We start from the raw sequence: 13,083 nt of genomic DNA, 5'->3' as shown, positions 1-13,083 counted from the left end.
CATGGACACCAGCCCCTGGCAAAGGATCAGACGCAAGATCCGGCGCCTGATCATGCGGGCCAGCGCAAGCATCGCGCCACTGCCCGAGATCCCGGCAGCGCTCTGGCTTTGCACTCTGAACACCTATCCCTTCCTGGCCGAACTCGAACTTGCCGAGCAAGCCAAGCTGCGCGCACTCGCTGCCCGGTTTCTTCAGCACAAACGCTTTCATGGCGCCCATGGCCTGATAGTCACCGATGCCATGGCCGTGGAAATTGCAGCCCAGGCCTGTCTACCCCTGCTGCACTGGGGAGAGCCCGTGCAGGCGCTGCGCTGGTATGACGACTTTGTAGGCATCGTCGTGCATCCGGGGGAAGCTGTGGCCCGCCGCGAGTACCGTGACGAAGCCGGGGTCATGCACTATTACGACGAAGTGATCATGGGTGAAGCCATGGAAAAGGGCCCTGTGATGCTCAGCTGGCAGGCCGTGGATGCGGGCCGCAGGCCTCATGCCCACAACGCCCCAGGCACTCAGAGCACGATGAACGTCGTGATCCACGAATTCGCCCACAAGATAGACATGAGGAACGGCAGCGCCGATGGCTGCCCTCCCCTGCCCCCTGGGTTCATGGGCGCCGGCTCGGCACGCGAAGCGCGCCGGATATGGCAAGCCCACTGGGGCCAGGCCTATGAGACATTTCGCGAGCAGGTCATCATCGCCCAGCGCTTTGGCGGCCAGCCGCCCTGGCTCGATGACTATGGGGCCAGCGCCCCGGCCGAATTCTTTGCCGTGGCCTGCGAAGCCTTCTTTGTGCAGCGCCAGCGCTTTGATCAGGAGTTCCCTAAGCTTGCTGGGCTGCTCGAGGCCTTGTTCCACCCCGAGGCTTCAAGCTTGCCCAAGCCATAACGAAAAACGGCGCTCGCGCGCCGTTTTCACCAAGCACGGTCAAGACCGTACAGCCGTATCAGCCCTTGATATTTCGCGCCAGGGTCTCGGTGGCCACATGACCCATGGACTCCACCCAGTTGCGCACGCGCTCGGCATCACCGATTCGGCTGAGCTTGCCCGCAGAATCCAGAAACACCATGATGAGCTTGCGCCCCGCAACATGGGTCTGCATCACCAGGCAGCGGCCAGCTTCGGAGATATAACCGGTTTTTTGCAGGCCTATCTCCCAGGCAGGGTTGTGTACCAGGCGGTTGGTATTGTTGTACTGCAGGGTACGGCGTCCTACTGCCACCTCGTAGCCAGTCGAGGTCGAGTACTCGCGCAGCAACGGATCGCTATAGGCCACGTTCACCAGGGCCGCAAGATCCCGGGCACTGGACTGGTTGCGACTCGAAAGGCCCGTGGGCTCCTCATAACGCGTGTCCATCATGCCCAGCAGCCTGGCCTTGACGTTCATCTGCTGCACAAAGACATCCAGCCCTCCAGGATAAGTTCGCCCCAGGGCATGGGCCGCGCGATTCTCACTGGACATCAAGGCCAGGTGCAGCATCTCGGCACGCGATAGCGTCGTGCCGATGGCAAGGCGCGAGCTGCTGCCCTTTGCCGTATCCACATCGGCCTGGGTGATGGTGATCATTTCATCCATGGGCAAATGCGCCTGGGTGATGATCAGTCCCGTCATGAGCTTGGTCAAAGAGGCAATGGGCAGCACAGCCTGCTCGTTCTTGCTGAACAGCACTTCGTGCGTGTCCTGATCCATAACCAAGGCGACGCTGCTTTTGAGGTCCAATGGATCGCTGACTTCATGCAGGCCGGCCATCTGGCCAAACGACAGGCGTGGCGCATAAGCTATGGCACGCACAGGCGCAGCAGCATTGCGAGCAATGGCGCGATTAGGGCGGACCGCACTCTTGGCAGCGACCCGGCCAGCAGGCTTACCCTTGGAGGCAACCGCCACCCGAGGCTTAGCAGCCTTCTTGGCAGGAGCTGCCGCAACCGGTTTTTTGGCAAGCTTCTTCGCAGGAGCCGCTTGCACGACAGGCGAGCCCAAGGCCCAACCCAAAGCCAATATGGACAACAGTTGCGCCAGGCGGCCAAGACGGGGGGGGCGGTAAGAATGCATCCAGATGCTCCAAGCAGCAAGAATGTGTATATTGTTTCTAGCTTAATCTAAAAAATCGCACAGTGACAACCACTTGTGCGACTTTTCGATAATCTGGATGAGATTATAAGCCTAGCGTTTACCCTTGCGCTGGCACAGCTTCCACATGACAGTGAAGTTTGTTGAGCGCACTCAAGTAGGCCTTGACCGAAGCGACAACAATGTCGGGATCTGCCCCCACGCCATTCACCACACGACCACTGCGCTGCAAGCGAACAGTCACTTCACCCTGGCTCTCAGTGGAGCCGCTGATCGCATTGACCGAATACAGCAGCATTTCGGCGCCGCTTTGCACCACAGACTCAATCGCCTTGAACGAGGCATCGACCGGGCCATTGCCTTCTGAGCTCGCCTTGATCTCATGGCCCTCGCGGCTGAAGACCACGCAAGCGTGCGGTTGCTCACCGGTTTCGCTTTGCTGGGCCAGGGAGATCAGCTGAAATGAATCGGCCTGCTGATGCGCGCCCTGCTCGGTGACCAGCGCCAGAATGTCCTCGTCGAAGATTTCACTCTTGCGGTCGGCCAGCTCTTTGAAGCGTGCGAAGGCGGTGTTGATCGCAGCCTCGCTATCGAGTTCAACACCAAGTTCTTGCAGACGCTGCTTGAAGGCATTGCGCCCACTGAGCTTGCCCAGCACGATCTTGTTGGCGCTCCAGCCCACATCTTCGGCACGCATGATCTCGTAGGTATCACGCGCCTTGAGCACTCCATCCTGATGAATGCCAGAGGCATGTGCAAATGCGTTGGCGCCCACCACGGCCTTGTTGGGCTGGACCACGAAGCCCGTGGTCTGGCTGACCATGCGGCTGGCCGCGACGATGTGCTGGGCATCGATGTTGACGTTGAGGCCAAAGTAATCCTTGCGCGTCTTCACGGCCATCACGACCTCCTCCAACGAGCAGTTGCCAGCGCGTTCGCCAAGTCCATTAATCGTGCACTCGATCTGGCGGGCACCACCGATCTTCACTCCCGCCAGGGAGTTGGCCACGGCCATTCCCAGATCGTTGTGGCAGTGCACGCTCCAGACCGCCTTGTCGCTGTTCGGAATGCGCTCGCGCAGGTTTTTGATGAAGTTGCCATAAAGCTCGGGAATCGCATAGCCCACGGTGTCTGGCACATTGATCGTGGTTGCGCCTTCGGAGATCACGGCCTCGATGACGCGGCACAGGAAATCGGGATCGCTGCGATAGCCGTCCTCGGGACTGAACTCGATATCGGCAATCAGATTCCGCGCAAAGCGCACGGACTGCCTGGCCTGCTCCAGCACCTGCTCAGGCGTCATGCGCAACTTTTTCTCCATGTGCAATGCGCTGGTTGCAATGAAAGTGTGAATGCGAGCGCGGCTTGCCTCTTTCAAGGCTTCGGCTGCACGCGCGATGTCGCGGTCGTTGGCACGGGCCAGGGAGCAAATGGTCGAGTCCTTGATGGCGCGGGCAATGGCCTGCACGGACTCGAAATCGCCGTTGGAGCTGGCGGCAAAGCCGGCCTCGATCACATCCACCTTGAGACGTTCGAGCTGGCGCGCTATGCGCAGTTTCTCATCGCGCGTCATCGATGCGCCCGGCGACTGCTCGCCATCGCGCAAAGTGGTATCGAAAATGATGAGCTGATCGATCATGGGGCTTGCTCCTGTGTGGCTTTGAATGCTCTTGAATCGCTGCAACAAAAAAGCCGGGGGGCTTGCGCCCCACCGGCTGGAATGCTTCAGACCTTAGGCGACAGCCGTCTCCGGCACGGCCTGAGCCTGGGACGCTCGCTGCAATCCCGACATGATGGCACGAAACGATGCGGAGACGATGTTCGCATCCACGCCAACGCCGTAGCAGACCTGGGAATCGTCTACACGCAACTCCACATAGGCAATGGCCTTTGCACTCGCACCTTCACCAATCGCATGCTCGTTGTAGTCCAGCACGCGCACGCTGCGCCCCTGCTGCTCACACAAGGCCTGAACGAAAGCGTCGATAGGCCCAGTACCCTGGCCTTGGACTGCGATTTTTTCGCCATTCACAACGAGCTCGGCCTCAAGACTGACCTGCCCCTGAGCCTCGCTGAGGCGATATTGGGGTGCTGACACAGCACCCAGCCCATACTCTCGCTGAAACAGCGCCCACAGGTCGGCTGCCGCCAGTTCCTTACCGCTGGCATCCATTTCACCTTGCACTACCTGACTGAACTCGATCTGCAGACGGCGGGGCAGCTGCAAGCCATATTCGCTTTCAAGTAAGTAGGCAATCCCGCCCTTGCCCGACTGGCTGTTGACGCGAATCACGGCCTCATAACTGCGCCCCAGATCCTTGGGATCGATCGGCAGATAAGGCATGTCCCAAATATCTCCCTCTTTACGTGCTGTGAAAGCTTTCTTGATCGCATCCTGGTGCGAGCCCGAAAACGAGGTGTAGACCAGATCCCCCACATAAGGATGGCGCGGATGCACGGGCAGTTGGTTGCAGTACTCGACCGTGCTGCGGATGTCATCGATATTGGAAAAATCGAGCTCCGGCGAAACACCCTGGATGTACATATTGAGCGCTACATTGACCACATCGAGGTTGCCCGTGCGCTCGCCGTTGCCGAACAGGCAACCCTCAAGACGGTCGGCTCCGGCCATAAGTGCCAGCTCCGCCGTGGCGGTACCCGTGCCTCGATCGTTATGTGGATGAACCGAAAGCACCACGCTGTCGCGGCGCGCCATATTGCGATGCGTCCACTCGACCATGTCCGCAAAGATGTTCGGCGTCGAATGCTCGACCGTGGTTGGCAAGTTGATGATGCATTTGTTTTCAGGGGTGGGCTGCCAGACTGCAGTTACCGCATCGATCACTCGCTTGGAAAACTCAAGCTCGGTGTCCGAATACATTTCGGGCGAGTATTCAAAAGTCCATTTGGTTTGCGGATAGGTTGCAGCAATGTCCTTGAACATCTTGGCGTTGCTGGTTGCCAGCTCCACAATTTCATCCTCGCTCATATTGAGCACTACACGGCGCATCACGGGAGCCGTGGCGTTGTAGAGATGGACGATTGCGCGCGGCACGCCTTCCAGGGCTTCAAAAGTGCGGCGTACCAAGTGCTCGCGCGCCTGGGTCAGAACCTGTACGGTCACATCATCAGGAATGCGGTTCTCTTCTATAAGCTTGCGCATGAAGTCGAACTCGACCTGCGATGCAGAAGGAAAGCCGACCTCAATTTCCTTGAAACCGATCTTCACCAACTGATCGAACATGCGCACCTTGCGCTCTATATCCATGGGTTCGATCAAAGCCTGGTTGCCATCGCGCAAATCCACGCTACACCATATGGGCGCCTTGGTGATTACGGCGTCAGGCCAAGTCCTGTCGACAAGGCGAACAGGAGCAAACGCACGGTACTTAGTCGAGGGGTTTTGCAACATGGCTGAAGTGCTTTCTATGGTCAGTCGATAAAACAAAGACCCGTCCACTCCAGCGACCCCACAAACAAAACGGCCCGTCGCTGGTGCAAACGGGCCATGAGAGTAGGTATGTACGCGCGCTACTGTCTCTGCCCGTTGGACATTAGTAGTAGAGCTAGCGACAGGTATTGCATGCGTCCCACTCTAACACAGCTGGCGCAAGAAGAAATCAAGGGCGCAATCTGCACTCTTTTCGCCACGTCAACTCAGTCGTCATGAAGCCCACGTTCATCGGGCTCATCCTTGGACGTTGCCACGATGCTCGCGTGCTCGCCCTTGGCTCGACGCCAAGCATAAATCACATAGCCCGATATCGAATAGCCCACAAAGAACAGAAACAGCATGGTGGCCGGCTCAATGCTCACCACGCCCATCAGCAAGGCCGCAGCAACCAGAAACACAAAGGGGACGCTTTTATGGCCGCCAAAGTCCTTGAAGCTGTAATAAGGAATGTTCGTCACCATGGTCAGACCTGCAAACAAGGTGATTGCAAACATGATCCAAGACAGATCTGCCCTGTCCGCGGGGTAGCCGCCAAACCAGGAGATTACTTCCCCAAAGATCGGCACATCACGGTGTGACACCATGAGAGCGCTAGTCAGCCAGATGAAGCCCGCAACCAACGCTGCCGCTGCAGGCGACGGCATGCCCTGAAAGTAGCGCTTATCGACCACGGCGGTATTCACATTGAAGCGAGCAAGCCGCAAGGCCGCGCAAGCACAGTAGACAAAGGCCGCGATCCAGCCCCAGCGCCCCAGCGGTCGAAGAGCCCATTCGTAGGCAATCAGCGCCGGCGCCGCACCAAAAGAAACCATATCGGACAAAGAGTCCATTTGCTCGCCAAACGCACTTTGGGTGTGAGTCATGCGAGCCACTCGACCATCGAGGCTGTCGAGCACCATGGCACAGAAGACGCCAACCGCAGCCAGCTCGAACTTGCCATTCATGGCCATGACGATGGCATAGAAGCCACCAAACAGCGCTGCCAGCGTAAACAGATTGGGAAGCACATAAATGCCTTTGCGCAGCTTGCGCGGCATGGCTCCCAAACTTTCGCCGGGCTCATTGCCTTGTTGCATCAATCAGACCTCCTGGGTGTGAGCGGCCATCTACTCATGCCGCTATTGAAATCGCAGTATTTTAGGCAGCCCAGAGCGGGCTTTGCTGCCACAAACAGTGTAGCTCCTGCCCATCAGCACGTCAGAACCAAAAAGGCCACCCAAAGGTGGCCCTGAATTTGCATGTTCTTGCCACCACAGGCAGCAAGAACAGGTTTCAGCAATTAGTTGCGGCTCTGGTCGACCAGCTTGTTCTTCGAGATCCATGGCATCATGGAACGCAGCTGACCACCGACTTGCTCAATAGCGTGATCGGCATTCATGCGGCGACGTGCGGTCATGCTCGGATAGTTGGTACGGCCTTCCTGGATGAACATCTTGGCGTATTCACCAGTCTGAATGCGTTTGAGGGCGTTGCGCATGGCTTCACGTGACTTGTCGTTGATGACCTCGGCACCCGTCACATACTCACCATACTCGGCGTTGTTCGAGATCGAGTAGTTCATGTTCGCGATGCCGCCTTCATACATCAGGTCGACGATGAGCTTGAGTTCGTGCAGGCACTCGAAGTAGGCCATTTCGGGCGCGTATCCAGCCTCTGTCAGGGTTTCGAAGCCCATCTTCACCAGCTCCACGGCACCGCCGCACAGAACAGCTTGCTCGCCGAACAGGTCGGTCTCGGTCTCTTCCTTGAAGTTGGTTTCGATGATGCCGCCCTTGCCGCCGCCGTTGGCCATGGCATAGGACAGGGCCAGATCACGCGCCTTGCCGCTCTTGTCCTGATACACGGCAATCAGCGAAGGCACGCCACCGCCCTTGAGGTACTCGGAACGCACGGTATGGCCAGGACCCTTGGGCGCCACCATGATCACGTCCAGATCAGCACGGGGAATGACCTGGTTGTAGTGCACATTGAAGCCGTGGGCAAATGCCAGGGTTGCGCCTTGCTTGATGTTGGGCGCCACGTTGTTGCTGTAGACCTCGGGAATATTCTCGTCGGGCAGCAGGATCATGACCAGGTCTGCGGCCTTGACGGCGTCGTTGACTTCCATCACGGTCAGGCCTGCCTTGGCCACCTTATCCCAGGATGCGCCGCCCTTGCGCAGACCGACAACCACCTTCACGCCGCTGTCGTTGAGGTTTTGGGCGTGGGCGTGGCCTTGGCTGCCATAGCCAACGATGGCAACGGTCTTGCCTTTGATCAGGCTCAGGTCACAGTCCTTGTCGTAAAAAACTTTCATGTTCGCTCCAGGTCTTGCTCTAGGGTTGGTAAGTAAAGATTGAATAAACAGAAGAGGGCTCAGACGCGCAGAATGCGCTCACCCCGGCCTATGCCACAGGCTCCCGTACGCACAGTCTCCAAGATGGCTGTACGGTCCAGGGCCTGCAAGAATGCATCGTTCTTGGTTTGGTCACCCGTGAGCTCCACGGTATAGCTTTTATCCGTCACGTCGATGATGCGGCCGCGGAAGATATCAGCCATACGCTTCATCTCCTCACGCTCCTTGCCGACGGCACGTACCTTGACCATCATGAGCTCACGCTCGGTATAGGCGCCTTCAGTCAGATCCACGACCTTCACGACTTCGATGAGGCGATTCAGGTGCTTCGTGATCTGTTCGATCACATCATCCGAGCCATTGGTTTGAATCGTCATGCGCGACAGCGATGCATCCTCAGTGGGAGCCACCGTCAGCGATTCGATGTTGTAGCCACGGGCCGAGAACAGACCGACGACGCGCGACAAAGCCCCTGGCTCGTTTTCGAGCAGCACGGCAATAATGTGTTTCATCTCTGGAAGATCCCTCTTTTTGCGACGGCAGCACGACCAACAAGTGGTCGCGAAAAACTGCCGTTTTGTACTGCCCTCCCCCGATGCCGGTAAGCATCAGGCTCGGCAGGCAATAGATTCGTCAATGGAAAGCTGTCCCGGGGACAGCAGCTTGGATGCGAGCTGGCCGCAGATCAGAGATCGTCGGCGCCCAGCAGCATTTCGGTGATTCCGCGCCCGGCTTGCACCATGGGGAACACATTCTCGGTGGGATCGGTGCGGAAGTCCATGAACACCGTCCGATCCTTGAGCTTGCGCGCTTCACGCAGCGCCGGCTCCACGTCCTCTGGACGCTCGATCAGCATTCCCACATGACCATAGGCCTCAGCCAATTTCACGAAGTTGGGCAGGGAGTCCATATAGCTGCTGCTGTAACGGCCCGAGTACTCGATCTCCTGCCACTGGCGCACCATGCCCAGATAGCGATTGTTGAGCGAAACTACCTTGACTGGCGTGTTGTACTGCAGACAGGTCGCCAGCTCCTGGATGTTCATCTGTATTGAGCCTTCGCCCGTGATGCAGAACACCTCGGATTCAGGCTTGGCCAGCTTGATGCCCATGGCATAGGGCAGACCTACGCCCATGGTGCCCAGGCCACCGGAGTTGATCCAGCGACGCGGCTCTTCGAAGCGATAGTACTGCGCAGCCCACATCTGGTGCTGACCCACATCCGAAGTGACGTAGGCATCCGCATCCTTGGTCATGTTCCACAGTGTCTCGACGACATACTGAGGCTTGATCACCGAGGCATTGCCACGGTCATAATTCAGGCAGTCCCGGCTGCGCCAGCCCTCGATGGTTTTCCACCACTGGCCCAGGGCCTCGGCATCGGGACGTGCCGTGGCCTCGCGGATCATAGAGATCAGCTCGCCCAGCACCTCCTTGACATCGCCGACGATGGGCACATCCACCTTGACACGCTTCGAAATGGAGGACGGGTCGATGTCGATGTGGATGATCTTGCGCTCCACCGACATGAAGTGCTTAGGGTTGCCAATCACGCGGTCATCGAACCGCGCCCCCACAGCCAGCAGCACATCACAGTTCTGCATGGCGTTATTGGCTTCTATCGTGCCATGCATGCCCAGCATGCCGAGGAACTTGCGATCGCTGGCTGGATAAGCTCCCAGACCCATCAGGGTATGGGTCACCGGATAGCCCAGCATATCGACCAGGGTACGCAGCTCATTGCAGGCATTGCCCAGCAAGACACCGCCACCCGTATAAATATAGGGGCGCTTGGCCGTCAGCAGCAGTTGCAGTGCCTTGCGTATCTGTCCTGCATGACCCTTGCGTACCGGGTTGTAGGAGCGCATCTGCACTTTTTCGGGATAACCGGTGTACAAGGCCTTGCGAAACGACACGTCCTTGGGAATATCGACCACCACTGGGCCGGGACGGCCGGTGCGTGCGATATGAAAGGCCTTCTTCATGGTCTCGGCCAACTCGCGCGCATCCTTGACCAAGAAGTTGTGCTTGACGATGGGACGCGTAATGCCCACCGTGTCGCACTCCTGGAAGGCATCGGTGCCAATGTAATTGGTTGCGGTCTGGCCGCTGATCACAACCAGAGGAATGCTGTCCGTATAGGCCGTTGCAATGCCGGTGACGGCATTGGTCAGCCCCGGCCCGGAGGTCACCAGGGCAACGCCTACCTCACCGGTGGCACGCGCAAAGCCATCGGCAGCGTGCACGGCAGCCTGCTCATGACGCACCAGCACATGCTGGATGCTGTCCTGCTTGTACAGCGCATCGTAGATATAGAGAACTGCTCCGCCGGGATAACCCCAGAGCTGCTTTACCCCCTCAGCCTGCAGGGACTTAACGAGGATTTCGGCACCCATGAGCTCTTCGGAGCCTGCGCCCTGCGACTGATACGCAGCTGCTGCCGCGCTTGAAAGTTCAGCTTTGGAAATTTCCATGATCAACCTTTGTGAATTTCTCTAACGAAAAACCTTGGGTGCCCCTTGCCTGAGCCCTTGTGAGGCCGGTGCGGGACTTAGGACCACAGTCATGGGCGAGTGAGTGGACGCCGAACCGTGACCCGTTTGCTCTTTTGATATGCAAAAGCGCATTATCGCACTGCAACAAGCCTTTGTCTCGTTCATCAGATTTTTTTAGCAACGCAGTGCAATAATTGGCTTTGCAGCTTCATTCACCTCCGTCTTCAACGCCCCTCAGGGGCCGCCGCCCTCTTGGCTACCGAACAAGAACTCTCTGAATTCCTCAAAAGCGTGGAAAAACGTGCATTCAAGCGCAGCCTGTTCCACGTCCGGGATGAGGAGGCGGCGCTGGACATCGTGCAGGACAGCATGCTCAAACTCGCCCAGCACTATGGAGACAAGCCGGTCAACGAGTTGGCAATGCTGTTTCAACGCATACTATCCAACTGCACGCTGGATTGGTTTCGCAGGCAAAAAACACAAAGAGCCGTGTTCACACGCATTGGCGACCTGGAAGCCTCTGTCGATCCAGACATGGACTTCGACTGGCTGGAGATTCATGCCAGCAACAATCCGAACCAGGAGACCGCCCACAGCGCACAAGACCTTACTGAGCGTGCGCAGGTATTGCAAAGCATAGAAAATGAAATCCAGCAGCTCCCGGCCCGTCAACGAGAGGCTTTTCTCATGCGTTATTGGGAGGAGATGGACGTTGCAGAAACCGCTGCCGCCATGGGATGCTCTGAAGGCAGTGTAAAAACACATTGTTTTCGCGCCATCCAGACATTGAGCAAGGCACTGAAGGCTAAAGGAATCGAGCTATGACCACCGAGACCATATTCCATAGTGAATTAAGCGCTGAAATTTTTGCGCGCAAGATCACTGCGCGTCTGGGTGAAGGCCAGGCGCAACTACCTTACGAAATCACGGAAAGACTCAGAGCTGCGCGCGTGCGTGCTCTCGACCAGCGCCGCCGCGAGTCCATCGGCATGGTGGCCCATGCACAGGCCAGCACCCAGATCCAGGGCGGCACCATGACCCTGGGCGGCTCGGGCAACGAAGGCGGTACATGGTGGCGTGCCCTGATATCCGCAGTCCCGGTACTGGCTCTGATAGCCGGCCTGGTCGTGGTCAGCGACCAGACCGAGCGCAAGAGCCTGACCGAGGTTGCGGAAGTGGACACTGCCTTGCTCACTGACGACCTGCCTCCGGCCGCCTACGCCGACCCCGGCTTTATCCAATACCTGAGGACCTCGGCAGCCACTGCAGAGCGCTGAGCCGGCTGCCTCTCCTGCCCTCCTGTTTGCATGCCCACTGATACGAGCCGAGTCACACTTATCCCAAGCACCGCCGCCATTCTGGCGGCGGTGCTGTTGATGATGCTGGCCTGGACAGGATGGGGCATGGTCCAGCAGGTGAGGCTGGCCCCTAGTACCGTGTTGCCTGCCGTGGTTGCGAATGCCAAGTCCGCGCATGCCGCCCCCAGCCAGCGCCAACGCGTGACAGCCTTGGCCACAGGCCCTCGCTGGGCCGAGCTCAGCGCCACTCAAAAGCGTGTGCTTGAGCCTCTGGCCGAACACTGGCCGCTGATGGATGCCCTGCAAAAACGCCGCTGGATGACCTTGGCCGACGGCTATGACAAGCTCAGCGAGAAAGAGCAGGAAAAGCTGCGCGACCGCATGCAGGCGTGGTCCAGCCTCAGCACTCAACAGCGCAGCCAGGCACGTCTGAATTTCGCACTCACCAACCGCCTGGCGACCGACAAGCGTGCGCAGTGGGAAGCCTACCAGGCCCTCAGCGACGAAGAAAAGCGCCTGCTGGCTGCACGCGCAGCGCCAAGAATCAAGAGTGCAGCGCCCGCCATACAGCCCGCACCATCCAGACGGCTTACGCGCATTCCGGCAGCCTCTCAGGGCCAGGGCATGCTCAACCCCCCAAAGATTCCGCCCGCAGCCATCTTGCATCTGCCCATGCCAGCCCCCACGGCCGAAAGCGCTCCCGTGCGCATGCCCGCGCTGGTGGAAACCGCCCCCATCGTTGCTCCATCGGCCAAACCCACTCCTTTACCGCCCATGGACGCAGGCCATGACAGCGAGGAAGCAGTCCATGACCCGGGGGCTGACATGCATCTGGACAACAATACATACACACCCGCTCCCTGATTCGTCTGCATGTCTCTCACGCCCCAAGCCGCCCACTCGCAAGCCCATGCCAGCGACCTGATTGCCCCCAAGCTCGCAAGACGCATGGCCTGCTGGCTCTATGAAGGCATGCTGCTGTTCGGTGTGGTCTTCATTGCCGGCTACCTGTTCAGCACCCTGTCACAAACGCGCAATGCTCTCGACAATCGCCATGTGCTGCAGGCATTTGTCTTTGTCGTGCTGGGGATTTACTTCGTCTGGTTCTGGTCCAAGGGCCAGACCCTGGCCATGAAGACCTGGCACATACGCGTGGTGGATCGTCAAGGCCAGCCTTTGACGCAGACACGGGCCCTGCTGCGCTTCGTGCTCAGCTGGTTATGGCTGCTGCCACCGCTGGCAGTTATCGCCCCGTTCAAGCTTCCTGCAGGAGAATCCAGCGTGCTGCTCCTGGGCTGGATTGCGGTCTGGGCCTTGCTCAGCCGCTTCCACCCTCAGCGCCAGTTCTGGCACGACGCTCTCGCAGGCACACGACTCATTCACCACGCACCGTTCTCAAAACACTGAGAACGGGAGCGCCATCCAAGCGCCAG

At 58.5% G+C, this 13,083-nt stretch carries 12 protein-coding genes; 5 read left to right on the top strand and 7 right to left on the bottom strand.

Annotated elements, in window-relative coordinates:
* Window position 1 precedes the first annotated feature (1 nt).
* Window positions 2–886, top strand: coding sequence for a M90 family metallopeptidase (locus tag G486_RS0112670; protein ID WP_051303480.1), 885 nt, complete (start codon window positions 2–4; stop codon window positions 884–886).
* A gap of 58 nt (window positions 887–944) precedes the next feature.
* Here G486_RS0112670 and G486_RS0112665 read toward each other — a convergent pair whose 3' ends face one another.
* From G486_RS0112665 to G486_RS0112635, 7 genes are all read right to left on the bottom strand, one after another.
* Window positions 945–2,051: a serine hydrolase gene (locus tag G486_RS0112665; RefSeq protein ID WP_027015877.1), complete on the bottom strand. Its 1,107-nt coding sequence runs from the start codon at window positions 2,049–2,051 to the stop codon at window positions 945–947.
* A 118-nt stretch (window positions 2,052–2,169) separates the two neighbouring features.
* Window positions 2,170–3,708, bottom strand: a complete 1,539-nt coding sequence (locus G486_RS0112660) for a 2-isopropylmalate synthase (protein ID WP_027015876.1) — start codon at window positions 3,706–3,708, stop codon at window positions 2,170–2,172.
* Window positions 3,709–3,801: 93 nt separating this feature from the next.
* Window positions 3,802–5,481, bottom strand: a complete 1,680-nt coding sequence (gene leuA / locus G486_RS0112655; RefSeq protein ID WP_027015875.1) for a 2-isopropylmalate synthase — start codon at window positions 5,479–5,481, stop codon at window positions 3,802–3,804.
* 245 nt (window positions 5,482–5,726) lie between these two features.
* The gene (gene pssA, locus G486_RS0112650) at window positions 5,727–6,599 is read right to left on the bottom strand and encodes a CDP-diacylglycerol--serine O-phosphatidyltransferase (RefSeq protein WP_027015874.1); all 873 of its coding nucleotides are present in this window, start codon (window positions 6,597–6,599) and stop codon (window positions 5,727–5,729) included.
* Between the two features lie 203 nt (window positions 6,600–6,802).
* Complete coding sequence (gene ilvC, locus G486_RS0112645; RefSeq protein WP_027015873.1) at window positions 6,803–7,819, bottom strand: ketol-acid reductoisomerase; 1,017 nt, start codon at window positions 7,817–7,819, stop codon at window positions 6,803–6,805.
* Window positions 7,820–7,878: 59 nt separating this feature from the next.
* Window positions 7,879–8,370, bottom strand: coding sequence for an acetolactate synthase small subunit (gene ilvN, locus G486_RS0112640; RefSeq protein WP_027015872.1), 492 nt, complete (start codon window positions 8,368–8,370; stop codon window positions 7,879–7,881).
* 173 nt (window positions 8,371–8,543) lie between these two features.
* Window positions 8,544–10,331, bottom strand: coding sequence for an acetolactate synthase 3 catalytic subunit (locus G486_RS0112635; RefSeq protein ID WP_027015871.1), 1,788 nt, complete (start codon window positions 10,329–10,331; stop codon window positions 8,544–8,546).
* 273 nt (window positions 10,332–10,604) lie between these two features.
* On the opposite strand from G486_RS0112635, the gene G486_RS0112630 reads away from it, so the two are divergent.
* From G486_RS0112630 to G486_RS0112615, 4 genes are read left to right on the top strand one after another with little or no spacing between them, the layout of a single operon-like run.
* Complete coding sequence (locus tag G486_RS0112630) at window positions 10,605–11,177, top strand: RNA polymerase sigma factor (protein WP_027015870.1); 573 nt, start codon at window positions 10,605–10,607, stop codon at window positions 11,175–11,177.
* Entirely contained in the window at window positions 11,174–11,629 is a 456-nt protein-coding gene (locus tag G486_RS0112625) for a DUF3619 family protein (RefSeq protein ID WP_027015869.1), read from the top strand. Before G486_RS0112630 ends, G486_RS0112625 begins: the two co-directional genes overlap by 4 nt.
* Before the next feature lie 30 nt (window positions 11,630–11,659).
* Window positions 11,660–12,514, top strand: coding sequence for a DUF3106 domain-containing protein (locus G486_RS22235; RefSeq protein WP_051303478.1), 855 nt, complete (start codon window positions 11,660–11,662; stop codon window positions 12,512–12,514).
* 9 nt (window positions 12,515–12,523) lie between these two features.
* Entirely contained in the window at window positions 12,524–13,057 is a 534-nt protein-coding gene (locus G486_RS0112615) for an RDD family protein (protein WP_051303477.1), read from the top strand.
* Window positions 13,058–13,083 lie beyond the last annotated feature (26 nt).

Origin of the sequence: Comamonas composti DSM 21721 (assembly GCF_000429845.1) — a bacterium.
GTDB classification, from domain to species: Bacteria; Pseudomonadota; Gammaproteobacteria; order Burkholderiales; family Burkholderiaceae_C; genus Comamonas; species Comamonas composti.
The sequence above is the reverse complement of the archived record's forward strand: the minus strand, read 5'-3'. Positions and strand labels throughout refer to the sequence as shown.

Bases quoted from the DNA above. Each gene is read 5' to 3' on its own strand.
- pssA (WP_027015874.1), bottom strand. From the start codon at position 6,599: ATGCAACAAGGCAATGAGCCCGGCGAAAGTTTGGGAGCCATGCCGCGC.
- G486_RS0112625 (WP_027015869.1), top strand. From the start codon at position 11,174: ATGACCACCGAGACCATATTCCATAGTGAATTAAGCGCTGAAATTTTT.
- G486_RS0112665 (WP_027015877.1), bottom strand. From the start codon at position 2,051: ATGCATTCTTACCGCCCCCCCCGTCTTGGCCGCCTGGCGCAACTGTTG.
- G486_RS22235 (WP_051303478.1), top strand. From the start codon at position 11,660: ATGCCCACTGATACGAGCCGAGTCACACTTATCCCAAGCACCGCCGCC.
- ilvN (WP_027015872.1), bottom strand. From the start codon at position 8,370: ATGAAACACATTATTGCCGTGCTGCTCGAAAACGAGCCAGGGGCTTTG.
- G486_RS0112660 (WP_027015876.1), bottom strand. From the start codon at position 3,708: ATGATCGATCAGCTCATCATTTTCGATACCACTTTGCGCGATGGCGAG.
- G486_RS0112635 (WP_027015871.1), bottom strand. From the start codon at position 10,331: ATGGAAATTTCCAAAGCTGAACTTTCAAGCGCGGCAGCAGCTGCGTAT.
- leuA (WP_027015875.1), bottom strand. From the start codon at position 5,481: ATGTTGCAAAACCCCTCGACTAAGTACCGTGCGTTTGCTCCTGTTCGC.
- ilvC (WP_027015873.1), bottom strand. From the start codon at position 7,819: ATGAAAGTTTTTTACGACAAGGACTGTGACCTGAGCCTGATCAAAGGC.
- G486_RS0112615 (WP_051303477.1), top strand. From the start codon at position 12,524: ATGTCTCTCACGCCCCAAGCCGCCCACTCGCAAGCCCATGCCAGCGAC.
- G486_RS0112670 (WP_051303480.1), top strand. From the start codon at position 2: ATGGACACCAGCCCCTGGCAAAGGATCAGACGCAAGATCCGGCGCCTG.